The following is a 26,922-nucleotide window of genomic DNA, read 5'->3' as shown; positions in this document are numbered from 1 at the left end:
CACGCCCACCCCTTCGAACCGCATCCATCCTGCCGCTACGACCTCCCCTAGACCCGATCGGGTGATCACGAGTCCGGATCTGTCGCTGGCGGCCGCTACCGTCCCGGCCCACCGAGTCAGTGAGACGGGGGACGGAGCATGGTCGAGGACGGGCTGTTCGACGTGCCGCGCCCAGCTGCTGCGCGCGCCGGGGACGGGCGGATCAGCGATGCGCGACTGTTGCGGCATCTGCGGTCCTTCGTCGCCCCGATCGCGGCCGATGCCGGTGCGGTGGTCGAGGACCCGCGCGCGCTGGAGATGGCGCGCGACTTGGCCGAGGCGTTCGCCGATCATCCCGGCGTCTCCGGCATGACCAAGGCCCAGGTGCAGGCGGCGATCGCCCGGCGCCGGCCGGTCGATGCGGCACTGTTCGACGCCCGGTTCGACTTGTTCGTCCGGATGGGGCTGATCCGGCCGTTCCTGGAGAAGAAGCACCAGCCCCGGTACGTCCTCGACCCGGCGGGGATGGCCGGATTGCTCGTCTTCGAGCGGCTCGGAGCGACCGGCGGCGTCGACGAGATGATCATGCTGTTGGACCGCACCCGCTGGCTGATCGAACACGGCCACGCCGACCGGGAACTGGTCGTCAGCCACCTGCGGCGGTGCCGGCAGCTGCTGTCGGTGTACGGGGCGACGCTGGCCCGGCTGATCCAGAGCGCACCGATCGGGGAGTTGATCGCCGAGCAGCGCCACCACGATCCGCGTCGGGTGGAGGAGCAGGTGCATGCGCTCAATCGGCTGGTGACCGACCGCTTCGGTCGTGACCACCAGTTGGGTGAGCTGGCGTTTGGGCTGGTAGAAGCCGAGTTGGGCTACCGGCAGCAGGTGCTGGCCGCGGTCGACCGGGTACTGGATCAGGGTGGGGCGTCGCTGGACTTCAGCGTGCTCACCCCCGAGCAGTACCTGTCCGCGGCGCTGGAGGCCGACGTCGGGCAGCTGGCCGGCGTCGGCGCGCACCTAGTGGTTGACCCGCCGCAGCCGTGGCTGGATCCGGGGTCCGTAGTGGACGCGCTGGATGAGTACGCGCCGCGGCGACGTATCCGGGTCCGTCCGCCGGAACCGGCCGGCGACCCGGACCCGGATCCGCTGGCGGCGCTGGAGCGCCGGCACGCCGACGACCAGCGGCGCCGCCGGTTGGCCGTGGAGGAACACCTACAGGGCGGTGAGCAGGTGGAGCTGACGGCGCGACTGCGTGCCCTGGGGTGGCCGGCCGCCGCCGAGCAGCTGATGGACCTGCTGGCGGTAGCGCACGACCCGGGGCAGCCATTCGCGGTGGAGCTGGGGCAGCTGCTGCTGATCGATGCAGACGGGCCGGTGACCTATTGGCATCCGGTGTTCCTGCGGCGCAGCGACCCGCCGGCGGAACCCGACGCCGGACCCGGGAGCAGGAACGGTGCCGCGGCGAAACCTCCCGCCGCGATGCACGAGGCTCAGGAGAGGGCATGACCGAACCGATTGCCGACGCCGCGGTCCTGCTGGCCGCGGTGCGCGCCACTGGCGGGCTGCCGATGAGCGCCAGTGACCCGGCAGCGGTCAGCGCGGCCGCCGTGGCGTCGGCCGCTGCCGGCCGCACCCTGCTGCGGGCACCGGTCCCCTCCCCCGCGTCCAGTCCACGGCTCGTCGACGGGCTGACGTTGGGCTGGCAGCCGCAGACGACGCCGTCACCGGAGGAGACGCACACCTACCGGGTCCGCCAGGCGGGAACGATGGCCCGACTGACCTGGGCCTGCTGCCTGGGACTGGCCTGGACCGACCGGTCGGCCGATCCGCATCCCGGTGAACCGTTCACCCGGGCCGCAGTCGTCGACCTGGCCGGTCACCTCGGGGCACCGGCGATGTGGGTGAAGTCCGCGCTGGACCACGAGTTGCGACCCGCGCTGCTCGTCGTCGGCGATGGCGACCGGCTGCGGCTGGGACCGGCGGCCGCCGGACTGCCCGGCGCGTTCGTCGAGGCCCTGCGGCGCTTCCACGACCGGCTCCCCGCCGCGGAGGAACTCGGGGATCGAGATGGTGCGCGGTGACGCCGCTGGCCGCCGACGAGGACGCTGCGGTTCGGGACGCGATCGGCGCGTTGGAGATCGCCGAAGGGATCCTGCCCACCGCGGCCTTCATGGCCCTGCGGGAGCCGGCGCTGCGGCGGGTGGTGGCCGACCGGCTGGCCGCCTGCGGACGGGTGCTGCTGCCGGTCGAAGAGGGGTGGGTCAGCGGCTACGACGATACGGTCGCTGACGCATTGGTCTGCCACGGCTACGGCACCGTGTCGGCGGTGGATCGGGCCGTGCTGGCGCTCGTGCTGCTGCGGACCGTGGCGATTCCACGCGCCCGCGGGGAGGTCGCCGGCGAGGCCTGGGTGGTCGAGCACGGCGCCCGCCCGACCAGCATCGATGAGTTGGCGCGGAACCGGCATCTGACCAAGGCGCAGATCACCACCTCGGTGCGGCGATTGCGGACGCTCGGGCTGCTGCGTCCCGGGCACCGCGCCGATCTGGTGCCCGGCCCGGCGCTGCTGCGCCTCACCCGGCAGCGAACCACGTGGCTGTGGGAGGACCTGCTGCTGCTCGCCGCGCCCGACAGCCCATACGCGCACGTGCTGCGCGCTCGCCGCGCCGGCCCCTCCGGGGCTGGCGCGGCGGTCGCAGTCCCGGCAGAGGAGAAGGCCCGATGACCCTGTTCGACACCGCCGCGCCCAGCGACACACTGACGGCCTCGGGCGACGCAGGCCTCGGCGTGATCGGCACGCGGCAACTCGTCGCCGTGCAGACGTTCGACATCGCCAGGCTGACCAGCCATCCGGTGGTGCTGCGGCCGTCGTCGTTCATCGCGGTGACCGGCCGCGGGCCGCGGGACTCCAACGAGTCCGGCAAGACCTCGTTCAACGCCGCGGTCGCCCTACTGCTCGGCGACCCCGAGTGGCGGGTGTCCGGCGGCGGAGTCGCCGACGTCGCTCAACTGTTGTTCGAGCCCGACACCGCCGGAGTCGCCGCCGCGCGGTTCCCGGCGGCGCAGGTGGGGTTCATCGTCGGCGTGTTCGCCGACCCCGACGACCCCGCCGGGACCGCCCACACCGTCTGGATGCGGATCGCCTCCACCCCCAAGTATCTGACCGTCCGGCACGCCTCAGGTGTCCATCTGGTGCAGGGGGACACCGACCAGGACCGAACCTGGCTGGCGCCGAAGGTGTGGCAGTCGCTGCGGTCCGACGAGCTCGGCGCGCAGGGCTACATCGACGCGCTCTACGGGCGCAGCCCCCGCTGCCTGGCCTACGTCGCCGCCCGCGGCAAGCAACGCAGCGGCCCCTCCCTGCTGAAGATGGACGCCGGCGCGTTCCGACCGGAGGACATCGGGGCCGCGCTGGTCCGGCTGACCGGCCGCAGCGCCGCGCTGGAGACCGAACAGGCCCAACGCCGCGAACTGGCCACCCAGGCGGCGGCGCTGGCTGAGACGAAGGCCGACCACGAACGCCATCTTGGCCGCGAGGAGACCATCCTCGCCGACGTACGGCAGCGGACCCGGGTGCGCGAACAGCTCGATGAGGGACAGCGATTCTGGCGTCAGCATTTGGCCCGCGGGCTGCTCGACACGCTGGCCCGGCAGGCCGCCCTGCGCGAGGAGCTGGCCGTGGCCCAGGAGACGCTGGTCGAGCAGCAGCAGGCCTACACCGCCGCCCGCGATGCCGAACGTGCCCTCGCCGACGACGCCAGCGTGGCCTCCCGTGCCCGCGCCGCGCAGGATGCCTACGAGCAGGCCGACGCCGAGCACAGCGAGGCCATCCGGCGCGAGTCGGGGTTGACCACCGAGGCCGCTCGGCTCCGCGAGGACCTGATCCGGCTGGAAGCCCGCGGTGCCCTGCGCTCCCGCTTGTCGGTTGCCGAGGCCGAGGCCCGGCTTGCCGAGGCCCGGCAGGCGCGGGCTCGTGATGAGGGTCGGGCGCACGCCGCCGAGCAGAGCGTGGAGGCACTGGGCGAGCAGGTGCGCGACACCGAGGCCGGCCGCGGCGGTGACGCCGGGCGCTGCCTCGCCGTGCTCGCCGACGCTGGTGTCGCCGCGGTCGGGCTTCTCGATGCCGTCGAGGTCGACCCGGCTGCCCGCGGCGAGTGGGAGCCCCGCCTGCACCCGTGGCGGGATGCGGTCTGCGTGCACACCGACCAGGTCTCGCATGCGGTCGCCGAACTGGCCGCAGTGCCCGGCGCCATCGTCATCGGTGGATCGGACGACCGGACGGATCCGCCCGACGGGCTGCGCGCGGCACCGCCTTGGGCGCGCGCCTTCCTCACCGAGCTGGCCGCGCGGGTCACCCCCGGGCCCGGGATGGTCGACACCGTGATCGATGCCGGCTTGCACGTGACCGTCGTCGGTGGCTTTCCGCATCCCACGACCGGTCGCACGCAACTGGTGGCCGCGCTGCGCCGTCGGCTCGATGACGCCGAGGCCGCGCACCGCGCCGCCGCCGCGGCAGCCCGGCGGGCCGGGGAGCGCGAGGAGATCGCCGCCGGCGCGCTGGACGCCGCCCGCGCCGCCGCCGAACACGCCCAGGTGAGCGCGCGGCTGCGCCAGGTCGAGGAGGAGCAGTTGCCGGCCGCGGGGCGACGGGTGCAGCAGCGGGCCGAGCGGCGCAGCGTGCTGGAGGACGCCTACACCCGGGCGCGGTCGGAGGTGACCGCGTTGGAGGCGGCCCGCGCCGGCGCCGAAGCCGCCCGCCGCAGCGCCGAGGGCAACCTGACCGCGGCGCGCAGCGCGGTGGCCGAGATCCAGCGCAGCCTCGACGGGTTGGGCCTGGACTACTGGCTGGCCGAGTTCGGCGGCAGTGACCGCGACGCCCGCGACGCACTCAACTGGGACGACGGCCCCCTGCGGTGGGAGGACGGGCATGCCCGCCCGACCGGTCCGCAGGATCCGGCGCGGGAGTGGGAACGCCGCACTCGGGACACGCTGCGCAACCGGGCCAATGATCGGCTGACTGCGATCGTCACCCTGCTCGACATCGACCGATCCAGCGGTGCGGGCGCGCCCACGGCGGAGATCACCGAGGCGGTACGGCAGCGCGAACACCTGGCCGACAGCGCCGGCACCCGCCTGGGCCGCGACGAGATCGGGTTCAGCGGGCTGGCGCAGGCCATCGACGCCTGGCTGGCGCGCTACGCCGACCGGGATCTGCTCGCCTCCGAGCAGATCCGCACCGCACGAGCGCAGCGCGAGCAGGAGATCACCTTCGCCGAGGAGAAGTTGGCCGGGATGCAGTCCGGTCTGGACAACATCCAGGACAGTCTGGAGCAGCGGATCGAGGGCAACCTCGCCGCGATCAGCGAGGCGCTTAATCGGCTCAACCTCTCGGCCCAGGGCTTCGGCGCCCAACTGGACTGGGAGGTGTTGCGCCCCGCGGCGGCGGAAGACGCCTGGACCTGGCGGGTCGTGCCGAAGTGGCGGCGCTCCCCCGGCGGGCGGATGTTGCGCTACGACAACGCCACCAACTCCGCGCAGGAGAAGCTGTTCAGCGTGCACCTGGTGTTGGCCGCGCTGCTGGCGAGCCCACATCCGCAAGGCCGGGTGCTCATCCTCGACGAGTTGGGCGACTCGCTCGGCGATGAACACCGCCGGGACGTGCTGACCGCGGTCGCCGCCGTCGCCGCCGAGTACGGCATCACCGTGCTGGGCACCTGCCAGGACGCGGTCATGCCCGACGCGGCCGCCTATTGCGGCGAGGTCCTGTACTTCAGTTATCCGTCCAAGGCCGAGGCGCTCAACCAGCCCACCCGCATGTTCGGCTTCGATGAGCACCGCGCCCGGGTGGAGCTGACCGCCGAGGCGCTGCTCGCCGGCCGGCCGTGGAGCTGACCGACCCGCACAGGTCACCCCAAGATCCGGCCCTGACCCGCGCCGTTCGCCGCTTCACCTCCACCCTGGGCCCGGTGGTGCCGCTGGACGGGGTACCCGCGGGCCTGGTCGCCCGGTCGGTCCAGCGGGTGGTCGCCGACGGTGCCGGGTGGCGGGTCGTCCCCGACCGGCGCCGGCGGCTGCGGCTGACCGCGGTCGCGCTCACCGCCACCACCCACGCCGACGTTCCGGCCGCACCGGACCCGGCCGGAGCGGATGCGTCGTTCGTGCTGGGGGCAGCGCGGCGAACCTGGGCGGCGGTGCAGCGGAAGTTCGGTGAGCGGGCGTGGCCGGTCACCGAGGCGTGGGCGCGTGCCGGACTTGTCGCCGTGTGCTGCACGGTCACCGAAGACATGCGCTTGGGCGCGCCAACCGGCTGGCACCTGCTCGACCGCGGTGCACGGCTGGCCCAGGCACGGGCCTCCGCGGTGACCACACGCCGCGACCAGATGGAACAGCGCCGCGACGACCTGCTCACCCGGCTCGTTACGGCACACACCGACGGGGATCTCGCGCTGGGCGTCTCGGCCGAGGCGGCTGCATCCCTGGTGCACGCGCTGCGTCACGAGACCGGCCGGGTCCGCCGTCTGGTGCTGCTCGCGGCGACCACCGACCTGCTCGACGGCGTCACCCACGACGGCCCCCGCGCGTTCTCGCTGGCCCACTTCGCCGACAGCAAGATCCGCGATGACGCGCTCGGGGTGCTGGCCGACGCCGGCGTCGACGCGGAGGTCGCCATCGCCCTCGGCCTGCGCCGCGCACCCCGGCTCGGAGTCGCCGGCGCGGTCGACGCCGAGCGGAACGGTACACGGGTGGCGTTGTCCACCCTCGACGGGCCGGTGCTCATCCGCGCCAACCAGCCCGGTCTGACGCTGGTCAGCCCCGCGCAGCATCTGGTGATCGTGGAGAACCTGCAGGCCGCTGAGGTGCTCGCCGAACGCCTCGCCGCGCCGGGCACGACCGTCGCCGTGGCGTACACCGCCGGCACTCCCAGCGCGGCCGCGCTCGACCTGCTCGGCGCGCTCATCGACCAGGTCCCGCGGGTGCTGCTGTGCCCCGATGCCGACCTCGGCGGGGTGCGGATCGCAGCCGCGGTCCTCGACGCGCTGCCTCCCGAGGTGGCCGCGCGGGTGACCCTGTGCGATCCCGGTGAGTGGCCACACCGCCGGCAGCGGCCCTGGCCGGCCGACGGTGCCACGGTTCGGGGACTGCGCGAGCGGCTGGACGGGTCGGCGGGCCGGTTGGCCGGCGCGTGTCTGGGCCGCGGCTACCGCGTGGAACAGGAAGACACCGTCCGCGCCGCCGTCGAGCAGTGGCTGGCGACCGGTCGGGCGCGGCCGGTGTGACCACTCGGGTCGCCGGCCCGCCGGCCGGCCCAGGCCGCGCTCACCGGCGCTGCACCTTCGCGCCGCTGTGGTCTGACCACGGTGTAGATCGGCCAGCGCGAGCCCCGTCCGCTCGCGGCCCGGCGGCCGGACCAGCCACCGGTGCAGGCGCACCGGCTCGGGTGTCGGTGCCCAGGTGGGGTGCGCCATGCCCCGGGCGGGTGGGGGCTGGTCTGGGTTGAGCCAGGGGCTGACAGCGCGACGCGGTCACTGCGGCAGCAGGTTCGCGATCGGAATGTGCAGGGCGTCGCTGAGCGCGTAGAGGGTGGCGACGGTGGGATTGCCGGCGCCTCGCTCGATGCGCTGCACGTGCTCGGTGCCCACACCGGAGGCTTGCGCGAGCGCCTCCTGGGTCAGGTCCGCGGCCCGCCGGGCTTGCCGCAGGCGATCGCCGAGGGCGCGGCTGCGCTCGGAGTTCAGAGTCACGTGGGGGCTGGACTTGCGACCGGGCACGGAGTGCAACCGTCCGTGTACCAGAACCCCCTTACCACGGCATAAATGCTGTGTTTGGGTAGTGCCGGTCCCACCGCTCACCGAAGGGGAGCCGATGCCTGACGACGCCCAGCCCTGCGACTGCTGGCAGATGGTCGCCGAGGACGGTCAGCGGCACACCGCCGCCTGGCTGAGCATGCACGAACGCATCGCGGTCACCACCCGCGACGGGCAACGGATCGAGGGACGGCCGGACGGTCCCGTCTGGTTCACCAGAGAACAGGGCCGAGAACTACCCGGCCTCGGGATCGAACTGGACGACGGAACGGTCCTCGACATGCCCTTGGACGAGGTGCAGACCATCACCCCGCTCGTGGCGCCGGACCCCGACAGGATCCTGGAGGAGGTGGCGCATGCGGTGCGCCATCCGTTCGCCATCGAGGACGGCCAGACCGGCTGGCCGGTGATCGCCGACTCGCATCACACCGTGGAGGTCGAGATCACCGTGCGGCGCACCCCGTGCCATGGACACGCCCCGGGTGAGCCGCCGTTCCGGTTCCTCATCCAGACCCTGCGGCCGTAGCGGACTTCGCCGTCGCGGTGCGGTGGCACGGGGCCTGCCGTCGGCGCACCGGACTGAGAACGGATCCACCCGTGTTCGCCGGCCTGCAGGTGCCGGCAGGTGCCGCGCCTGCGCGTGCTGGTCAGGGAGTACGCAGAGCAATGAGCAGGTCGATCCGGGCGTTCCGCTCCGCCGGGGCGAGGGTGTCGTGCAGCGTGCGCGCTTCGCCGGGCGTCGCGGCGATGTAGCGGGCGGCGTCGTAGCACGGTCTGACCCCGGCGCTCCACATGGCATGCACGGTCTCGACGTGGTCGAGGTCGGGGCCGGTGAGATCGTCGAGCAGGTAGGTGTCCAGCCACGCCTCGCTGCCGTCGGCGGCGGTGACCCACGTGGTGACCTCCAGGACGACCCGCCGAGCCGGCAGGTACTGGGCGCTGGCGATCAGCCGACTGGTCGAGCGCAACTCCCCCTGGTCGGTGAGAACTCGGCCGCGCACCGGAATGTGCAGCACATCGACTCCACCGGTGAGCAGATGACGCAACCGGACCAGGCTCGTACTGCTCATCGTCACGGTGAACTCTTGATAGGCGGCGCGGCCGAACAGCGAGGGCAGGACCTGCGAGGTCACCGTGACCTCGGTGCCGTCGGTGGAGACGTACAAGCCCATGCGGCGCATGTCGGCGATCCAGGGCGCTGTGCCGCGGGTTGGCGCGGCGTGGCCGGGGGCGGCGGTGCGGCGGTGTGGCGGCTCGGTGCGGGTCATCCATCGGCTCCCGTCCAGACGACGGGCGCGGCCCAGGGGTCGGGGGTTGCCGGCGGGTCGGCGAGGGGCTGCCCGCCGGCCGACTGCGCGGCCTGCTGCTCGAAGGCGTCGTCTTCATCGTCGAGGTCCCGGTCGTCGAAGCCCCAGTCGAACCAGGGCAGGACCACTTCGGTCGACGGTGGCCAGGGGGCCTGCAGACTGCGCCGAGCCTGGAGGTGGAGGGTGACCGGTCGGCGGCGCTCGCACGGCAGCGCGGTGATCACGACGCGGGCGACCTCGGTTAGCGCCGCAGGCAGTGGGGTCGTGTCGCCCCAGGTGCAGGCGACGGTCGGTGCCGCGCTCCGTTCGGTAGCGAAGGTCAGCAGGTCGCTGGCGCATCGGCGGGTGTTCTCGACGCTGTCCAGGCTGGCGGTGCGATTGTCGCCGTCATAGACGCCGCCGGGTTGGAAGGCGTAGGGCCGGGCGTGCTCGACGTTGTCGATGAGTACCAGGCTGGGTCCGTGGTCTGGCTCGTGGTCGGCGAGCGCCGCGGTGAGGTTGTCCACGGTGGACCGGAACGGTCCGATCAGCGGCAGTCCGCGACGGCGGGCGGTGAAGTGACCGCGCTCGGGCGGGCAGCAGCCACACGCATCGCTGACCCCCGCGTAGTGGGGGCCGAGCCGATTGCAGCCCTCTTCCGGCCAGTGCTGGTAGGGCTCGTCGGCGCAGGTGTAGACGACCGGACGGCAGCGGTCCACGGTGTCCAGCAGGAGTTGCCCCACCAGGGTCGACCAGGGGCCGCGGCGCACCGCTTGCCCTGGCAGTCGCAGGATGGTGAGCGCTGCGGTGGGCAGCCCGTCGGGTAGGTGGTGGGCCAGCGCGCGGACGGTCCACTGTGCAGGCTGCGGCTGCTCGAAGGTCATCACCGTGATGGCATCGGCGCGATTCGGTGCTGACTTGCCCGACCGCTCAGCCATTTTCTCGGGCGCCGCGGACGGGGACGGCGTCAGAACGGGGCGGGCTCCCCGGCTGCCCACCGCGGGCCGCCGGGCATGGGCCGCGTGGACGGCTTCCCGTCCGGCTGCGTCACGGTGGGCACGGCGGTGGGCGTGATCGCCTCCGCGCGGTGAATGCCCGGGGTCCAGCCGCGGCCGGCCCAGTCGTCGATCACCTTCTCGACCGCCCGGCGCCCGGCCTGCTGCCCGAGCGTGGCCGCGAAGTGACCGGCCAGGTCGCCCAGAAGGGCCAGACACAGGTCCGTATCGGCCGCAGCCAGGGCGGTGACGTCCTTCCTCGCCTGGTGGTAGGCCTCCGAGAGGGGTTCGTCCTCGGGACGGTCGTCGCCCTCGTCGGGGCGCTGGTGCATGGCGAGGTGGAGCATGACGAAGTCGATGACCTCGTCGGCGGGATTGCGGGACATGGACCTGTTTCCCTCGTGTCGGGCGGATGTCGTCCTGTCAGGCATCGGCCGGTGGAGAGGATCGGTGTACCTATTCGCCGCACGTTCTTGTCGCCTGCGTGATTGGACCTCTGTCGCGCGGGAGGGGGTGGAGCGCAAGGAAGGCTGGCCCTCGGTGGACAGTCGGTGCGCTAGTGATGCCGATCGGGCCCGCCGCGGATCGGGGTTCGTCATCCACCAGCGGCAGCCAGCGGCAGGATCGCACTCTGCTGAAGAGAGAAGCGGCCGTCGAGACGGGATCGTGGCGTCTCCGGCACTCGCCGGCTCATCTGAACATCTGCCGCGCACCTGTCGCACCGGAGTGAGCCGACCACCCGCGGGCACAGGTCGGGGGCACGGAGTGTGCTCGGGCTACATGTAGTAGGCGTAGCGGGGTTGGGGCCGGACGTCCTCGGGGATGTGCCGGAGGATCTCGCCGACCTGCTCGGCGGTCCGCAGGGTGATCGGTCGCTTGCCATCGAGTTGGGTCTGATTCCAGTTCATCTTGGTCAGGGCGAGCAGTTCGCTGGCGAGCGCCTCGGGGCTGGACTCGGTCTCGACCGTGCGAAACGGCAGCGGTCCCGGGATGTAGGTGCCGGGATAGGTGCCGTAGGAGGGCACGCTGCCGCGCGTGTACAGCAGGTGCCTGCCGGCCGTGACGCTGAGCATGGTGCCCCGCAGCGGAGGATGGTCGCCGAACCGGAACAGTCGGATCGGTTCGGCGGAGGGGAGCCACAGCAGTTCGAGCACCGCGAGATCGGCGGCGTCGGCGGCGGCGTCGAACCCGTCGATCTCGGCTCGCGTGTAGGAGGAGGTCTTGTGCAGCACGACCCGAGCAGGCTGGGTGTGGTGTTCGGCCTTGTAGCGCTTGAGTGAGTCGCTGAGCAGCCGCTGCGCGTCCTCGGCGGTCAGGTGGGGCTGCCGGTCGTCCTTGCTGACCTGGACGGGGCCGCCGCGGATGATGACGCCGTCGCCGCGCTGATTGAAGACCTGGGCGACGCTGGTGTGCAGGGTGGCGCGGTCGTTGGTCCGGTAGAAGGACACGCCGACGTAGCAACTGGTCAGCGCGCTCGGGTCGCGGGGTAGCCGCCAGGGCACACCGCCGGCCTTGTAGTAGAGGGCGGTGTGCAGGTTCCAGGCCCGGGTGGCCTCGTCCTGCTGGCGGCGTTCACCGTCGGCGTCGGGATCCTTGAACGTGGCGTCCCAGGTGCCGCGGCGGATGACCTGTAGTGGCCGGCTGAAGCGCATGGCTTCGGCCTTGAGCAGCGCCCGGAAGTCCTGCGGGCGCGTGGGCTGGGTCTTGCGCCACGGTCGCCGTTCGTCCACCGGCGCCGCGGCCCGTTCGGGCAGGTGGTCGGGGCGGGCGATGAGGACGACGTCGCAGCCGGGCTCCTCGTCCAGGGTGGTGAGTTCGTCCAGGTAGAGGTCGACGGCGTCGCGGGTGGCCACCTCGGGGGGTTGTTCGGTGAGGCGGCGCAGGGACCGTTCCCGGATCGGGCGTTCCAGCCGGCTGTCGAACACCAGGGTGGAGCGGAATCCGGTGGTGGTGTCGAAGCCGGGGAAGGGCAGATAGAAGCGGGTGAGCCGGCTGTCCTTGGCGGCCAGGGGCTGGCGGCAGCGGTCCAGCCAGCGGCGCAGCCCGTCGATGTTGGCTTCGCTGCCGACGACGCCGACGCGGATGGTGCGGATGTGCTGCTGGTCGGCGTCGGCCGGGCCGTAGTCGGTGATGCCGTGCCGTGGATCCAGATGCCGGGCGCCGCCGAAGAACTCCAGGTCCGGTTCGGGCAGGTAGGTCAGTCGCATCAGACCTCGTCAAACAGGGACAGCGCGTCTTCGGTCGCCGGCGCATCGCCGGGGATGCCCGCGGTGGTGGGCGGAGATGCGGTGGTGCGGTGGTCGGTGAGCCAGTCGGCGTCGTCGATGCCGACCTGGGAGGTGAACGTCAACGGCGGGCCGAAGTCGAGCAATCGGGTCGCGTCCTGGTCCAGGAGGGGACGTTCGCCGCGCAGGTAGGTGGCCCACATGCGGACATGGCCGCGGACGGCGGGGTTCCGGTCGAGTCGTTTCAGCCCGGCGAGCAGGTCGGCGATGAACCGGGAGTCCCGGTAGCCGTCGCGGGTGTAGTGGGCCTCGGGGGTGAGGGCGCACAGCCACGCGTCGTCCAGGTGGAGAAACTGCCAGCGCAGCGCCGCGTGCTTGTAGTAGGAGATCTTGCCGGTGCGCTTGTTGTGCTTGGCGTGGAAAACCAGCCGGGGCTGTCCGGTGCCGCCGACGATCTTGCGGTGGGTCAGGTCCGGGGTGGCGGAGAAGAAGATGAGGTCCCGGCCGGCGTGGTAGGTGCAGTCGCCGGCGACGTCGTGGATGAGTGCCCGGTTGAGCAGCCGGACCAGGTTCCGTTCGCCGACCGGGTCGGTCTCCCACTCCCCCACACCGACGGTCTCGGGCGCACCGGTGACCGCCCGCGACAGGGCGGTGCCGGTGGGATCGGCGAAGGTGAACAACCGTCCGCCATGCAGCGTCCAGTCCAGCCGCGTCGCCGCTGCGGGCTCGGCGCGCATGACCTGGTAGACCTCGCCCGCTGACGCGGCGGCGGTGGGCGAGGAGTAGATCGTCGGCGGCATGGTGACCGGCAGCAGGTTGGACAGCAGCACTTCGGGCCGCTGCTCGGCGGTGACCAGGCGCGCCTGCGCGTGCGGGTCGGCCAGCGACAGCAGCCGGGGCGCGGCCGTCGCATCGAAGCGTTGCGTGGCCTTGTCGAAGTCGATCCGGCCCGACGCCCGGCGCACCGGGTCGGTGAACCACGCCTGTACGTGCATCCACCACGCCTGTTCCGATTCCGGATGCGAGCAGATGAGCAGCACCGGCGCCTCGGCCTGCATCCAGTAGTCGATGTCCCGTTGCTCGCAGGTGTAGTGGAACGACCGGTCGTTCTCCCCGGCGAACGGCCGGGCGCTGGCCTTGCTCTGCACCAGCAGGTGCCGGTTGCTCATCGCGCCGGTTCCCGGGTCGCGGATCTCGATCGTGCCGTCGATGCCGGCATCGACCGCACGGTCGTGCCACACGAACCCCATCTGATTCGTGCGCAGATGGATGAGGGCCACCCCGGCGTCCCCCCGGTGGGTGCTGACATCGATCCGCTTGGCCATCACGCGCGACGGTACGTCGCCCCTCCGACAGAACCGCGGACGCGCGGGCGGCAGCGGCTTGGGACCGTGCCGATTCGAGGCATCGGCTCGGCGCGAGTACGCCGCGCCCATGCTCCGACCGCCGGGCGCCGGGCGGACGCGATCGGCATCGGTAGCGGCTTGCTGGTGTGATCCAGCGGGTCGGCCGGTGCCCCTGGCCGGCGACCGGGAGCCCCTTGCCGCGTCCACGCCGAGCGGGCGCTGAGACCTCACCACGACGTGGACGGAGGAGCGGCAACCACCGGTTAGCGTGTGCGGATGAGTGAGCAGACGTCGCGTGAGCCGGTCGCCCGGTCGCTGCTTCAGCGCGTCAGCAAGGTGGGCGGCTTCTCGGTTCCGCCGCACCTGGTGATCCGCCTTGTGTATGCGCTGGGCGGCGCCGAGGCGCTGTTTCTCGACGCTCAGCTGACCGGCGACGGTGAGCGGGTCGCCGGTCGGCTGGTGGCCTTCACCGAGCGGCTGGTGCATGTCGTGGACTTCACCGATGTGCCCCGTGATGGTTTCGAGGAGGGAGGCAGCGTGGTGGTGACCACGGTGTCTCGTGACGCGTTGCTCAAGGTGGAGATCGCGCCAGTCAAGGGGACCACGCTGAACCGGAATGAGGACTGGGCCGGAGGATCGCTCGGCGGCGACTGGTGGCCGGGGGCGGCAACACTGACCTACGACGGGCTGCCCTCGCCGGTGACGATCCCGCAGGGCCGGAGACCGGAAGACTTCCTCGCGCTGCATCGCGCGCTGCTGGACGACCTGTCTCGGCGCCGCTGATCGCCGTCGCCCGCACCACTGCCCGGGCCTGAAACTTCGTCCGGGCGCGCGGTATCGCCGGCGCGGTCACCGCCGCGATCGCACCTCGACCAGCGACTGCGGACAGCCCATCCGCCGCCGGTCGGGTCCTCGCCGGCTCGCCCGCTGGTCAACGGTCAACACGAACGGCACCCGGCAATCTGACACAGTTTCCTGACAGGGCTTCACGTCGTCGGAAGCCCCTGGTGTCCCCCTCCGGGCTCTTGTCAGTCGTCGAAGGCGCGCAGAGCAGGCACCACTCGACCGGCCGGACCTCCGCAGCCTGTCGCCGGTGTCCGTCCACAGGCCGGCGAAGGCGGTTGGGGGCGGGTGTCCGGTCACAGCTCGCCGAGCGTCACCTGCAGTTGCCGCTCATCGCCGTCGCGTCGCACCGTCACCGGGACCGTCGTCCCCACTTCCAGATCGGCCAGGACCGCGCCGAGCGCCTGCGTTGACGCGATGGTGGTGCCGTTGACCGCCACGATGATGTCCCCCGGCTGGATGCCGGCCTGATCCGCGGGGCCGCCGGGCTGCACCGAGATCACGCCCACCCCCTGCGGCCGACCCGCGTTGTCCACGACGGTGGTCACTCCGACGCCCAGGGCGGCCCGGCCCGAGTCGGTCACCGTGCCGGTAGCCACCAGTTGGTCGGCCAGTCGTTTGACCGTGTTCGACGGGACGGCGAAGCCGATGCCGGGAGCAAGCCCGCCGGCCTCCGGATTGGTCGCGGCCGCGGTCGGGACGCCGATGACGTGGCCGTCCAGGTTGACCAGCGCACCGCCGCTGTTGCCGGGGTTGATCGCCGCGGACGTCTGGATCATGTTGGGCAGGGTGGCCGGTGGGGAGAAGTCTGTCGCGGGCTCGGAGACCTCCCGACCGAGGGCAGAAACGATGCCGTCGGTGACGGTCGCTGAGAGCCCGAGCGGGTTGCCCATGGCGAGGACGATGTCGCCGACGCGTACCTCGGAGGAGTCGGCGAAGGTGGCTGGCACCAGCCCGTGCGGGTCCTCGACTTTGATCACGGCGATGTCGTTGGGTTGGAAGGTGCCCACCAGCGTGGCCTGCAGTGGGGTGGCCGATCCGGAGGTCAGGACGTCGAAGTCCTTGTCGGCCCCAACGACATGGGCGTTGGTGACGATGTGCCCGGCGTCGTCGTAGACGACGCCGGAGCCGAGCCCGGTTGAGGAGCGGATCTCCACCACCGACGGCAGGACGTTGGTGATGACGCGCTGGTAGGCGTCCTGCAGGCCCGCGGCGGAGTTCGCCGGGCTGCCGGAGGACTCGGCTGCGCTGGTGGTGGGCGCAGCCGATGTGCCGTCACTGTCGCTGGTGCACCCGCCCAGCACCGCCACGGCTGTCAGGGCAAGGGCGGTCCGGCGGAGGCGGAAGATGTGCGGTCGGGTGCCGACTGGTTGACGCATGTGACGGGCCTCCTTCCACGGGGTGCGCGCCGTACATGTCCCGCTGCGCGGTGGGCTAATCCCGCAATGGACTCGCTTGTCCGCTGGTGGATCCTGAGGAGGCTGGAGAATGGCTTAGGCGTTCGAGGTTCCTCCCTTTTCGATCAGGTGTGGTGGGGCTTGCGCTTCTGGTGGAGCTCGTGGGGTAGCGAAGCGACCGCGACTTTTGACGCAGTCGGCTTTTCGGGCCGCACGCCTAGTACCACCGATTCACTTACACACTGTCAGTGTCGTTCCTATTGGGGCACGGAATGCGAAGCATTGATCCGGCGAGCGCTGACAGCTCGACCCGGCGTGAGTGGCGAATAGCCGCTCCGCTTTCTATTCTTTCGCCGGACGCCGATGAGGGCCCCGACCAGTCCGCTCACCTGTCACCGAGGGAGAATGCGCCGTGGATGACGTACTGAGCCGGTCCGGACTCTTCCACGGGCTACCGGCGGAGGTCGTCGATCCAGTCGCATCACGGCTGGAGCGGCTCGCCGTTCCGGGCGGCACGGTAATCTTCCGCGAAGGCGAACCAGGCGATGCCCTTTTCATCGTCCTCGCCGGGACGATTCGGCTGACCCGCCGCTCACCGGGCGGGCAGGAGAAGGTGCTGGCCCAGTTGGGGCCGTCGGAACACTTCGGGGAGCTCGCCGTGTTCGAGCCGTGTCCGCGGACCGAAACAGCCACGGCGGTGACCGACGTACAGCTGGCGCGCGTGCCGCATTCGGTGCTGCGCCCGTGGATCGAGTCGCATCCGGAGATCGGCGAGCGGCTTCTGCGCGTGCTGGCCCGCCGCCTGTGGGGCACGAGGCCGTGGGTGCCCGATCTGTTCTTCACCGACGTTCCAGGTCGGCTCGCCAGAGCGCTGATGTTGCTGGCCGACAAGTTTGGTCGCGCGACTCCTGAAGGGGTGCGCATCCAGCTCGACTTGAGCGTGCAGGACATGGCCGGCTTGGTCGGGGCCTCGCGCGAGACGGTGGAAGCGGCGCTGGCCGACTTCGTCGAGCGTGGCTGGATCCGCCGGGAGGGCAGCTCGGTGTTGATCCTCGATCCCAAACGGTTGCGTCGCCGGGTGCGCTGACCGGCGCATCGCGGCCGACGGCGAGCCGCTCGTCCTCGACCTGTGGAATCCTCGTGGGCGGGCCGTCGCGGTTGCTGGAGGTACTCCGCTGGGCGGGCCCAGAGTTGCTGCGTTCCGGCGGACGGTTCGCGGCGAGAGCTCATCGGTGCACGACGCGCCGACGCGGGTGGGCGTCCCGAGTCATGCGTGCTGCTGCCCGGCACCGTTCGCCTCGTTGAGCAGGCGCACGACGGTCCGGTGGGCACCGACGGTGTCGAGGGATCGGGCGGCGTAGTCCTCGTCGAGCAGCGCGTCATCAAGCCACCTGTCGTACTTGTTGGATTGCTTGCCCTGGACGGAGGCCGCCAGAGCGAGCGGGTCCGCAGGACCGGTCGCGGCCAGCATGGTGAGGACGGCGAGCAGTTGGGGGCGGTCGTGCCGCTCGCAGGTGATGGTGAGGCCGTCGTTGACCGCCTCGATGCCGTGGTGGCGGAGCAGGACGGTGAGGGTGTTGCCGGTGCGGGTGCCGACCCACGGCACCACGATGCTTGCCGGGCCACGGTCGAGCAGACTCTGGGTGGCTAGTCCGTGCCGGTGGAAGGTGTCCCGGGCTTCGGTGAGGAGCTGGCGGGCCGGGGCGTTGAGGAAGTCGGGAACGCGGTCGTCCGCCAGCAGGTCACGCATTTGGGCGCGGACGTGGTCGTGCACCGCCGCGCCATCGCCGCCGAAGGTCGGGGGTCGGCCGCCGGCGGCCCGGGTGAGGTCGATGGTGCGTTGCCGGTCGTCGATGCCGATGACGCGCCATCGTCGGCCGCCGAAGATTAGGCCGAGGCCGATGTAGAGCGGGAAGTCGACGGGCAGAACGCCGAGTTGGCGGCCGCCGGTGAGCAGCCGGTACTCCTCGGGGCTGGTGAACGCGGCGTAGAAGCTGTAGTGGTTGACGGTTCGCTCCCCCGCTTCGGCGAGCAGCAGGGTCCCGTCGCGGCTCTGGTCGATCACCTCGTGGGCGGCGAGTGAGCGCAGGAGGGCCTTGAACCGGACGGGGGTGGTCGCGCGGAACGGCCCGTCGATGTCGCAGAGCGCGCGGTAGGCATCCAGGGGCGTGACACCGCCGTGCTGGGCGATCAGGCTGAGTAGCTGCTGGATGAGGGTGGAGGTGTGCAGCACCGCCGGGTCGGGCGGTTCGCACCAGCCGGCGAGCAGCAGCTCGATCGTCGCGGTCGCCTGTACTAGGGCTCCGCGCAGCTGGTCGGCCAGTGGAGTGCGGGGGTCGATCTCCGGTTCGGTGATGTAGGTCCGCAAGGTGGCCGGGTCGCCGCGGCGTCCGGAGCGGCCGAGACGCTGGCGCAGGCCGGCGACGCTGGGCGGCGGGCCGATCTGGGCGATCGAGGCGACGCTGCCGATGTCGATGCCCATCTCCAGGGTGGTGGTGGCCACCGCCGTGACCGGCCGGGCGGGATTCTTGAGCGCTGCTTCGACGTCTTCGCGGAGCTCTTTGGACAGGCTGCCGTGGTGGGGGAAGAACTCGTTGGGCAGGTGCGCCTGTTCGCAGAGGCGGCGCAGCTGGTCGGCGTACATCTCGACCTTGCTGCGGGAGTTGGCGAAGACCAGGTTGTCGCTGCCGCGCAGCACCTCGAACAGGTGGCTGCTGATCAGCCGGGTGCTGGTGAGGGTGGCGTTGTCGCCGGACTCCTCGTCTGAGCTTTCGGCGGTCTGATCCTGTGGGCCGATGGTGGCGCGTGGGGCGCTGTCGAGGTAGCCGCGGACGGCGAGTCGGAGGTCTTGTCCGCCGGCAGCGGACTCGATGAGCGTGACCTGGTCGGGGGCGCTGGGCCGCAGCTGCGCGGCGGCCAGGCGCATGTCGCCGAGGGTCGCGGAAAGGCCCACGCGCGCGATGCGGCGGCGCACGGTCAGCTCCAGCCGATGCAGCAGCGAGCGCAGTTGCGCGCCGCGTTCGGTGCCCAGGAAGGCGTGCAGCTCGTCTACCACGACGTAGCGCAGCTGGGCGAACAATCCGGGGACCTTGGTGCCGCGGAGCACGAAGAGCGCCTCCAGCGACTCCGGGGTGGTGAGCAGCACTCCGGACGGCGTCTTGAGCAGCTTGGTCTTGCGGTCGGCCGCGACGTCGCCGTGCCAGCGGTGCACCGCGAGGCCCGTGCCGTCACAAAGGTCGGTTAGCCGGCCGTACTGGTCGTTGATCAGCGCCTTGAGGGGCGCCAGATAGAGGGCCTGCAACCCGGGACCGGGTGCCGGCTGGTCGAGCAGGTTGCTGATGATCGGCAGGAACGCGGCTTCGGTCTTGCCGCCGGCGGTGGCGGCGGAGATGAGCACGTCGCCGGTTGGCTGCAGCAGTAGCGGGATGGCGCGTTCTTGGGCGTCGCGCAGGCCGGTCCAGTTGGCGTCGTAGATCCAGCGCTGCACATGCGGGTGGAGCCGCTCGAACGCGCGGCTGTCCGTGCCGGCCGCGGCCGAGCGGACGCTGCCGCGGTCGGTCGTCATGGGGTCAGCGTGGTCATGGGGTCAGAGCCGGAAGGTGGCCAGGTCGTCGTCCTGCTCGTCCTGCGCAGACGAACCAGTGGCTCCGAGGGTCGCGGTCGTCTCGGGTGAGGCGAAGGCGAGCGCGGCAGCCGACGCATCATCGCCTGCGCTGGGGGTCGGTTCGGGCAGCGGCTGCAGGTCGGGGTTGGACTCGGCCGGCAGCTCGACGCGACCGATGAGGGTGTGCCAGTCCAGGTCCGGGTTCTGGTCCACGACCGCGAGTAGGTTGAGGAACTCGCGGATGGTGGTGCGCGGGGTGCGGAAGTAGGCGTCCCCGACCCGGGTGGCGCAGTGCTGCATGAAGGCGTGCAGGGCATCATCGGGCAGCAGGTAGGCGCTCGGGTCGCCGGCCGCGTAGACGTGCCGCAGCTTGGTGAGCAGCACGTAGAGGTCTTCGGGGGTCAGGTTGGCCAGGCGCAGCACGGGGCTGGACATGTCGACGAGGCCGCCGACCGCGAAGGCGTTCTCGGCCAGGCGGCTGCGCAGCGCCTCGTAGCTGTAGAGGCCGCGGCGGCTGTCCATGAGCAGCTCGGGTGTGCCGCCGAAGCAGACGCCAAGACCCGGAGCTCGTCCCTGCAGGCAGTCGTTGACGATGCGCAGCACCTGCTCGTAGTTGCTGTTGCGGCTCTGCGTGTGGGCGAGCTTGTAGAGGTTGACCATCTCGTCGAGGCAGATGAGCAGGCCGCTGTAGCCGGCCAGGCGCACGAAGGTGGCCAAGAGTTTGAGCGCGTCGTAGAAGCTCGCGTCGTCGATGATCGTGCGCACGCCGAGCGCCGCGCGGGCCTCGGTCTTGGTGGTGAACTCGGCGCGCAGCCAGCGGATCGCGTCGCTCTTGAGCTGGTCGTTGCCGGCGTCGTAGCCGCGCCAGTAGGCGCCGATGACGTGCGCGAAGTCGTAGCCGCCGACCATCTCCGACAACGTGGATAGCCGGCGGCTGATGACCTGGTCGACGTCGCTGCCGGAGGCGTCGGCTTCGGTGCGGGCCGAGGTCACGAAGCGCTCGACGACGGCGGGCAGGGCTCCGCCGTCGGGCGCGGCGCGGGTGGCGAGGTTGCGCATCAGCTCGGCGTACAGCGACCGAGCCTGGCCGGTGGTCGACTGCAGGCGTCGGTCCGGAGTGAGGTCGGCGCGGGCGGTGACCAGCTTCTTCTCCGCGGCGATGGAGCTGGTGAGCGAGAGGAAGAAGGTCTTGCCGGCGCCGTACTCACCGATGATGAAGCGGATCAGGGAGCCGCCGTCGGCGACCCGGTCGAGGTCGGCGGCGAGCGCCTTCACCTCTCCCGCGCGGCCGACCTGGATGTGCTGGAAGCCGGCGCGGGGGACGACTCCGGCACGCAGGCTGTTGATGATGGCGTCGCGCTCGCGTGGACGCAGCCGGCCGGCGGCGGGGGCCGAGGGGGTGGTCACCGAAGCATCTCCTCAAGCGCGTAACTGTTGATCTCGATGGGGTCGTGTCCTTCGCACACCGGTTCTCCGGTCGCCTCGACGGCTGCCTCGTTGAGCGTGTCCAGCGCGCCGTCTGGAAGCAGCCGCCGCGCACTGCACAGGGCCGCGAATGCGGCACGGGCCCATTGGGTCTGCTCGGTGAGCGACCGGAGCAGTTCGCTGTGCGGGGCGTCGAGCCCGGCGAGCAGTGCGCTGCTGCCGTGGTCGGCCGTCACGGTCGTGGTCTGTGCCGCCGCGATCGCCGCTTCAGGCTCGTGCGCTGGTGGGTCGGTGTCGATGAAGATGTCGGCGAGCAGCGCCGCGACCTGCTCGCTGTCGCGGCGGGTGCGGGCGAGCAGGTGCGGGTCGAGCTGGAGCGGCGCTGCGGTGTCGGCGGGTTGGGGGGCGGCATGGCGGCCACGAGGAACGGTGGCCGGCGGACGCGGGGGCAGGGCGAAGTTCCCGGCCGCGGTTCCGGCGGTGCGTGCCGGTGTGAGCGGATCCGGGACCGGGCGGGTCGTGGTCGCCGCGGCGTGGATCTGGGCGTAGGCATCGGTCGCCTCGAAGCCCAGGACGGTGAACAGGCGGGAGATCTGGTCGATCTCGGTCGGGCTGATCGTTCCGTCCGCGGCGGCGACCGCCAGCAATAGCTGCGCGGCCTGCTGGCGCTGAGCGTCGTCGAGCGTGGCGGCGCGTTTGCGCAGGGCCGCCGGGGTGGGAGGACGCCGCAGGACCAGGTGGAGATGCGCGTGCAGGCGGGCCTGCTCGGTCGCGCTCAGGGCGAGGCCGCGGCTGAGGTGGCCGAGCAGGGCGGTGGTCTCCTCGTCGGCGACCGATCCGTCGGCGGCGGCGACCGCGGCCGCCAGCTGTAGGAGCGCGACGGCCGACACGTAATCGGGGTTGGGCGCGGCGGTGGGTCGTGCGCTGGCTCCGCCGGGGAGCGGGAACAGGACGATGTCGCCGGTCGGGGTGGGCGGCGCGCTCCCGAAGCGCACGTCGGGCTCGATGCCGACGCCGTGGCGTTCGAGCAGCGTGGCGAGCAGTTCGGTCTCGGCCTTGTTCAGCCGATCGGAGCGGCTGGCCGGCCACCGGCTGATGATCTCCACCGCCGGTACCCGGCGGCAGTCGGCGGTGCCGAGTGTCCCGCGGACCCAGTTGAGCAGGTCCTGGGTGCTCTGGCTGGGGGCGACGTCGAGGTAGGGCGGGAGCACCGCGAGCGCGGCGGGTGAGCCGGGGTCGGCGCCGCTGCGTCCGAGGTAGCGGCTGTAGGGGTCGAGGTCGTGAGTGGCCTGCTCGGCGATCTCAGCGAACTTGGTGACGGGGCCCCGCAGGCCGCGGACGTCGGGCAGGCCGAGGTCCTTGGTGTGGCCGGGAAGGCCGGCGCTGGCCGGACGGTAGTCCAGTTGGAGGCGCTTCTTGTTCTCCTTGACGACGAGGCCGTCACCGAAGCGGCGGCGGTAGAGCGTCGCAAAGGCGGCAGCGAACTGCTCCGGGCAGCGCTTGACCGGGGCGCGGGTGCGCGTCTCGGGGTGCTGTTGCCACCAGGCTTGAGCCCAGGCGGGCGGGATGGGGTGCCCGTCGGCGAGCAGTTGACCGAGGCCGATGCAGACGTCGAACGGGAGTTCGTACCCCCAGTCCGTGGGCGCCGGCGGTGGTGCCAGGTAGCGACGACCGCCGTCGAGGGGCGTCGCCCACTGCAGCAGATTGGTGGCGTAGCCGCGGAAGGAGTGGTTCTCGCCGTACAGGTCCAGCAGGCGCCGGACCTCCTGCAGGAGGACCACGCGCTCCGGATCGCCGTCTGGCAGGTCGTGCAGGAGACGTCGCTCCAGCCCGTAGAAGTAGATGAAGACGAACCCGATTGGGGCCTGGGGGTGGGTGCGGCCCTGGGCGAGCCAGCGCAGAAATCCGCCCCGCTCGGCCGGTGTGAGGTGGCTGTAGGAGGGCCAGTAGCCGAGGCCCAACCCGCTGCTGTCCGCCCGGACCAGGTCGATCGGCAGCGCTGGGTCGATCAGCGAGGGGTCGACCTCATAGCCGCGCACCGACGGCAGGTCGGATCCGACGTAGAGCAGGCCACCGTGGACGGGCAGCCCGGCGATCGTGGTGACTGTGCCGTGAGGCATCCACCGCCCCGGATGGCGTGACCCCTTCGGACGGTGCGGGGGCGGTGGGACGGCCGGTAGCGCCAGATCCAGCCGAACGGTGTACTCCCCGGGTCGATCGGAATCGATGCGGAGGCGGGGCTGGGCCGTCGGCTGCGGCTGCTCCGGGTGGGCGTCTGTCGCGCCTCGACGCAACCTCGCAAGCCAGCCCATGCCGCTCCCCCGTCTCCCGCGCGGGATGGCGCCTTTGTCCTCGCCCCCCGACCGCAGCAGAGCCTAGGTCGAGATGCGACACCGTCCGGTGCGTTTGCCGTCTCGACCGGATCGTGCGGCCCACGCGTACGCTGACGGCACCTGCGTCACACGCTCAGGCCCCCAGCCACGGTCACCCGGCAGCGCCGACTTCTCCTCCGCATGGGGCAGCTGCGGCCGACTACGGCCGGGAGGCCGCGTGCCCTGTCATGTGGAGTCGGTGACTGCTCCGGCGGCTGGCTCCGCGCCAACGCCGCGGGCAGTGAAGAACGGTGCGAGGAAGGCGCGGTCAAGGTCGAGCACGTCGTCGACCTCCCACAGCAGGGCGTCGGAGATCTTGCTGTTGCCTGCGGGCTCTACCGCCAGCAGGATCACCTGGACGCCCAGAGACTGCGCCTCGGCGACGCCTTCGCGCAGATCCTCGTCACCGGCCAACAGGTAGGCGCTGGCGATGGAGCGCTGCCGAGCCAGGGTGGTCAGGTCGCGGTAGATCAGCGCGTCCACGCCTTTCTGCGCGCCTCCGACGAGTCGCCCGAGTCGCAGCTTGGTGTAGGGGTGCCCGCGGACGGCCTCGTGCTCGGCGGTGAGCCGTCCTTCGCGGCTGGCGTCGTACCAGTACGTGCGCAGCAGCGGCAGCCGCGCGTGCTCCGCGACGAGTGCGGTCAGCGCGCTGAGCAGTGGCCCGACGCGGATGTCGAGGTCGTGGCGGCGGTTGTTCGCCACGGTCAGGTTGCCGCCTGCTGCCAGCAGGTTGCCTGCGTCCACCAGCAGGACGGTTCGGTCCACGGGTCCACCCTGTGCGGGGCAGCCCGTCGGCGCAGTGCCGACACGCCGGACGCCCTGCACCCTCGCCAGCCGGACGCCCTGCACCCTCGCCAGCCGGACGCCCTGCACCCTCGCCATTCGTGGCCGGCACAGCTGCGTTGAGCCTCGTCCCCCGGTCGATTCCGGTGTTGAATGGTTTTGCGCGACTCGTCGCTCGGGCCGCGCCGGCGTGGCCGTCATGAATCAGAGATCGGCGGCGGTCGCCTCGCGGTGGGTACGGCCGCGGAGCCGACGGGCGTCCGGCGTGCTGGGCCTGGCGGTCACGGTGAGCGGCGGGACGCGGCGGTCTGCAGCGCGGTCATGACCCGCTGCGTGACCTGATCGACCGGACCCGAGGCGTCGATGCGTACCAAGACTCCTTCGGCTTCGTAGTACTCGGTGAGCGGAGCCGTCTGCTCGCGATAGACGGTCAGCCGGTGCCGGATGGTGTCGGGCTGGTCGTTCGGACGTCGCCCTCCGGCGGTATCACCCGTCACCCGCCGGTTGGCCAGCCGGCGGATGACTTCCTCCTCCTCGACGACGAGCTCCAGCGCGCAGTCCAGTCGGGTCTGCATTCCGGTCAGGATCGTGCGCAGGGCGTTGCCCTGCCGGACGGTGCGCGGGAACCCGTCGAGCACGAATCCGGCGCGGGCGTCCGGTCGGGTGAGTCGGTCTTCGACCGTGGCGATGGTGACCTCGTCGGGCACGAACTCTCCCGCATCGAGGTAGGGCCTGACCCGTCGGCCCAGGTCGGTCTGCTCGGCGACATGGGTGCGGAAGATCTGCCCGGTTGAGATCGCCGGAACGCCCAGCCGGTCGGCGATCTGCCGCGCCTGGGTGCCCTTGCCTGCCCCCGGCGGCCCTAACAAGACAACCCGCACCGTGTCCACGCTCCTTCGCCTCACCTCGGAATGCCCTCGGATACCGCTGCGCCGGTGATGCCCCGGCCGACGGCCGGCGCTGCGACTGCACCCGGGTGCCACGCCGGCGCTGCCTGGCCCGGGACACAGGCTCGGGTGCGCCGGCGCTCACGTGCGACGGACGGGAGCCGCGCGCGGACCACGTAGGCGGACGGATCACCGTCGGGTGATCGACCGGGGGCCGCAGCGGCGTCGGTTGTCGGCTGTCCGCGTCCACCGCGGAGGGCTTGGTGTGTGTGCGGAGCCGCCGGTCCGTGTTCGGCCAGCGACTCCGCTGCGGTCAGAATCAGGCCGTCTCGGCCAGACGCATCGCTTCGTCGTAGTAGGCGGCGTCGACCTGGACCTCGTACTCGTCGGCTTCGATGCCGGTCACGCTGGCGAAGTCGCGTGCTCCGCCCGTGAGCGCGTGCCCCACTGCACCGAGGACCGCGCCGAAGACCGCGCCGATGAGGACGGTGGTGAGCAGAACGCCCCACCACACCGGGCCGATCGTGAAGATCGCGAACAGCAGCGCGATGAACAGGCCCAGCCATGCGCCGCTGCCGGCGCCGTAGAGGGCGGCTCGGCCGGTGGTCATCCGCCCGGTGACCGTCTCCACGGTGCGAATGCCGTTGCCGACGATTCGGGTGCGTTCGACGGGGAACTTCGCGTCCGACAGCCGGTCCACCAGCCGCTGGGCCTCGGCGTAGGTACCGAAGCGGGCCAGCGTCAGCAGGCGGCCGGTCGCGGCGCCGGTGTTGGGGGAAACGGTGGTCATGGTCGGCTCCCTTCTGGTTGTTCGCTTCCCCATCCGTTGGTGGTACTTCAGCTACCGATGTGGATGAAAGCTCAAACATCGGATCCGGCGGGCGTCAGGTTTCCGGCCGCACGGTCTGCATTGGCCTCGGTCCGGCGTTCGGACGCGGCAGCCGGATCCCTCACGCGCTCCGGTCGGTCCACGCCGTCGCTGGCTCCCCCGCCCACTGCCGCGCGGCGACGACCCCAGTCCTTGACGCTGCAGCCCGCTCGCCCCCATCCGGACCGGACCCCGCGACCTGCCCGCGTGCTCCTGCGCGCTGCGGGCACCATCAGCGCTTCGTCACCCCGGCACCGGATCGTGGGCGGTCAGGCCGCCGGCAAGGCGGTCCAGCATCCGTCCTCCTCGCGCGCCAGCACCGTGACGCTGCGAGCGACGGCTCGCAGCCGTCCGCTGACCAGGTCGCCGGTGCGCGTGACCACGTGCACCTCGGCGCGGGTTGCGAGCCGGGCGAAGACCCGGTCGTTGCTGGCGACGAGGAATCGTGTGGCTCCGCCGCTGCGCAGCCGCTTGGCCTGGCGCAGCAGCACTCCGTCGGCGCCGGCGGGATCGCGGCCTCCGGAGAGAACTCGAATGCCGTGCGCGCGCAGGACGTCGCCGTACAGGCGGAACGCGCGCCAGTTCGCGGCCGCCACCTTCGGCGCCGTGGGCGGCACCAGGGCACCGAGCGTCCGCGCGAAGGAGTTCATCTCGGCGAGGGGGACGGCGACGTTGTCCAGGTCCCACAGCAGCGCAGTGGCGACGAGGTCGGAGGGGTGGCGGGCTCCCGTCGGCGTCGACATGTCCAGACGGTGCCGTACTCCGCCGACAGTTCCGCCGGTGCCGGGAATAGAGCGGCAGGCAGCCTTGTTCGTGCGTGCGTCCACCTCGTAGGAGGTGGGGCGGGCTAATCCCCGCAGCCACCGCCGGTGAACGGGTCGCCGCTCCAGCGGCGCTCGTGCGGAGAGGGTCACCCCGTAGGGGGTGCAGCGGTGCCGCGGGGACAGCCCCTGGGTGGTGACGAGGGACCGCCGAGTGCTCGGCGGTCCCTCCTCGTGTCCGACATCGACCTCAACCAGACCGGCGCGGGCTCGCGACTGCCAGGTCTCCATCTGTGGGCCTGATCGCTTTCGGCCCGATTGCCTCGCGCCACCGTCCGCAGGGCTG

General features: G+C 71.7%; 22 protein-coding genes. 8 read left to right on the top strand and 14 right to left on the bottom strand.

Annotated features, from left to right (window positions below; all coding sequences use genetic code 11):
* Positions 1–138 precede the first annotated feature (138 nt).
* Genes E9565_RS00660 through E9565_RS00640 form a run of 5 tightly spaced genes read left to right on the top strand, consistent with a single transcriptional unit; the run spans position 139 to position 7,256 of the window.
* A complete protein-coding gene (locus E9565_RS00660; protein WP_236833833.1) occupies positions 139–1,485 on the top strand; it encodes a hypothetical protein in 1,347 nt (448 codons plus the stop codon).
* Positions 1,482–2,060 (top strand): hypothetical protein, encoded by a 579-nt coding sequence (locus E9565_RS00655; RefSeq protein WP_236833832.1) that lies wholly within the window; start codon positions 1,482–1,484, stop codon positions 2,058–2,060. The genes E9565_RS00660 and E9565_RS00655 overlap by 4 nt, the downstream gene beginning before the upstream one ends.
* Positions 2,057–2,704: a hypothetical protein gene (locus E9565_RS00650; RefSeq protein ID WP_236833831.1), complete on the top strand. Its 648-nt coding sequence runs from the start codon at positions 2,057–2,059 to the stop codon at positions 2,702–2,704. The genes E9565_RS00655 and E9565_RS00650 overlap by 4 nt, the downstream gene beginning before the upstream one ends.
* Complete coding sequence (locus E9565_RS00645; RefSeq protein ID WP_236833830.1) at positions 2,701–5,871, top strand: hypothetical protein; 3,171 nt, start codon at positions 2,701–2,703, stop codon at positions 5,869–5,871. The genes E9565_RS00650 and E9565_RS00645 overlap by 4 nt, the downstream gene beginning before the upstream one ends.
* Positions 5,862–7,256 carry a DUF2399 domain-containing protein gene (locus tag E9565_RS00640; RefSeq protein ID WP_236833829.1) on the top strand — a complete coding sequence of 465 codons (1,395 nt, stop codon included), beginning with the start codon at positions 5,862–5,864 and terminating at the stop codon, positions 7,254–7,256. The genes E9565_RS00645 and E9565_RS00640 overlap by 10 nt, the downstream gene beginning before the upstream one ends.
* Positions 7,257–7,502: 246 nt before the next feature.
* On the opposite strand, the gene E9565_RS00635 is transcribed toward E9565_RS00640, so the two are convergent.
* Entirely contained in the window at positions 7,503–7,721 is a 219-nt protein-coding gene (locus tag E9565_RS00635; RefSeq protein ID WP_236833828.1) for a helix-turn-helix domain-containing protein, read from the bottom strand.
* 121 nt (positions 7,722–7,842) lie between these two features.
* Between E9565_RS00635 and E9565_RS00630 the strand changes: the two genes are divergently transcribed.
* Positions 7,843–8,310, top strand: a complete 468-nt coding sequence (locus E9565_RS00630) for a hypothetical protein (protein WP_236833827.1) — start codon at positions 7,843–7,845, stop codon at positions 8,308–8,310.
* 121 nt (positions 8,311–8,431) lie between these two features.
* Here E9565_RS00630 and E9565_RS00625 read toward each other — a convergent pair whose 3' ends face one another.
* From E9565_RS00625 to E9565_RS00605, 5 genes are all read right to left on the bottom strand, one after another.
* A complete protein-coding gene (locus E9565_RS00625) occupies positions 8,432–9,052 on the bottom strand; it encodes a hypothetical protein (RefSeq protein WP_236833826.1) in 621 nt (206 codons plus the stop codon).
* Positions 9,049–9,954 carry a hypothetical protein gene (locus E9565_RS00620; RefSeq protein ID WP_236833825.1) on the bottom strand — a complete coding sequence of 302 codons (906 nt, stop codon included), beginning with the start codon at positions 9,952–9,954 and terminating at the stop codon, positions 9,049–9,051. Before E9565_RS00620 ends, E9565_RS00625 begins: the two co-directional genes overlap by 4 nt.
* A gap of 83 nt (positions 9,955–10,037) precedes the next feature.
* Complete coding sequence (locus tag E9565_RS00615; protein WP_236833824.1) at positions 10,038–10,451, bottom strand: hypothetical protein; 414 nt, start codon at positions 10,449–10,451, stop codon at positions 10,038–10,040.
* Positions 10,452–10,841: 390 nt separating this feature from the next.
* Positions 10,842–12,272, bottom strand: a complete 1,431-nt coding sequence (locus tag E9565_RS00610; protein WP_236833823.1) for a hypothetical protein — start codon at positions 12,270–12,272, stop codon at positions 10,842–10,844.
* Complete coding sequence (locus E9565_RS00605; protein ID WP_236833822.1) at positions 12,272–13,615, bottom strand: DUF4365 domain-containing protein; 1,344 nt, start codon at positions 13,613–13,615, stop codon at positions 12,272–12,274. Before E9565_RS00605 ends, E9565_RS00610 begins: the two co-directional genes overlap by 1 nt.
* 297 nt (positions 13,616–13,912) lie before the next feature.
* On the opposite strand from E9565_RS00605, the gene E9565_RS00600 reads away from it, so the two are divergent.
* Positions 13,913–14,419 carry a hypothetical protein gene (locus E9565_RS00600; protein ID WP_236833821.1) on the top strand — a complete coding sequence of 169 codons (507 nt, stop codon included), beginning with the start codon at positions 13,913–13,915 and terminating at the stop codon, positions 14,417–14,419.
* A 356-nt stretch (positions 14,420–14,775) separates the two neighbouring features.
* On the opposite strand, the gene E9565_RS00595 is transcribed toward E9565_RS00600, so the two are convergent.
* On the bottom strand, positions 14,776–15,789 hold the full coding sequence (locus tag E9565_RS00595) for a S1C family serine protease (protein WP_236833820.1): 1,014 nt from the start codon (positions 15,787–15,789) through the stop codon (positions 14,776–14,778).
* A 499-nt stretch (positions 15,790–16,288) separates the two neighbouring features.
* Here E9565_RS00595 and E9565_RS00590 point away from each other — a divergent pair, with 499 nt between their 5' ends.
* Entirely contained in the window at positions 16,289–16,963 is a 675-nt protein-coding gene (locus E9565_RS00590) for a Crp/Fnr family transcriptional regulator (protein ID WP_236833819.1), read from the top strand.
* A gap of 180 nt (positions 16,964–17,143) precedes the next feature.
* On the opposite strand, the gene E9565_RS00585 is transcribed toward E9565_RS00590, so the two are convergent.
* From E9565_RS00585 to E9565_RS00555, 7 genes are all read right to left on the bottom strand, one after another.
* A complete protein-coding gene (locus tag E9565_RS00585) occupies positions 17,144–19,441 on the bottom strand; it encodes a DEAD/DEAH box helicase (protein WP_236833818.1) in 2,298 nt (765 codons plus the stop codon).
* A 21-nt stretch (positions 19,442–19,462) separates the two neighbouring features.
* A complete protein-coding gene (locus E9565_RS00580; RefSeq protein ID WP_236833817.1) occupies positions 19,463–20,887 on the bottom strand; it encodes an ATP-binding protein in 1,425 nt (474 codons plus the stop codon).
* A complete protein-coding gene (locus E9565_RS00575) occupies positions 20,884–23,025 on the bottom strand; it encodes a TerB N-terminal domain-containing protein (RefSeq protein ID WP_236833816.1) in 2,142 nt (713 codons plus the stop codon). Before E9565_RS00575 ends, E9565_RS00580 begins: the two co-directional genes overlap by 4 nt.
* A gap of 438 nt (positions 23,026–23,463) precedes the next feature.
* On the bottom strand, positions 23,464–24,042 hold the full coding sequence (locus E9565_RS00570; RefSeq protein WP_236833815.1) for an NYN domain-containing protein: 579 nt from the start codon (positions 24,040–24,042) through the stop codon (positions 23,464–23,466).
* A gap of 299 nt (positions 24,043–24,341) precedes the next feature.
* A complete protein-coding gene (locus E9565_RS00565) occupies positions 24,342–24,950 on the bottom strand; it encodes an adenylate kinase (RefSeq protein ID WP_236833814.1) in 609 nt (202 codons plus the stop codon).
* 316 nt (positions 24,951–25,266) lie between these two features.
* Positions 25,267–25,737, bottom strand: a complete 471-nt coding sequence (locus E9565_RS00560) for a general stress protein (RefSeq protein ID WP_236833813.1) — start codon at positions 25,735–25,737, stop codon at positions 25,267–25,269.
* 347 nt (positions 25,738–26,084) lie between these two features.
* A complete protein-coding gene (locus tag E9565_RS00555) occupies positions 26,085–26,558 on the bottom strand; it encodes a hypothetical protein (protein WP_236833812.1) in 474 nt (157 codons plus the stop codon).
* Positions 26,559–26,922: the final 364 nt, after the last annotated feature.

The organism is Blastococcus sp. KM273129 (assembly GCF_021698995.1).
GTDB lineage: Bacteria > Actinomycetota > Actinomycetes > Mycobacteriales > Geodermatophilaceae > Blastococcus.
This window is presented reverse-complemented; position numbering and strand designations above follow the sequence as displayed.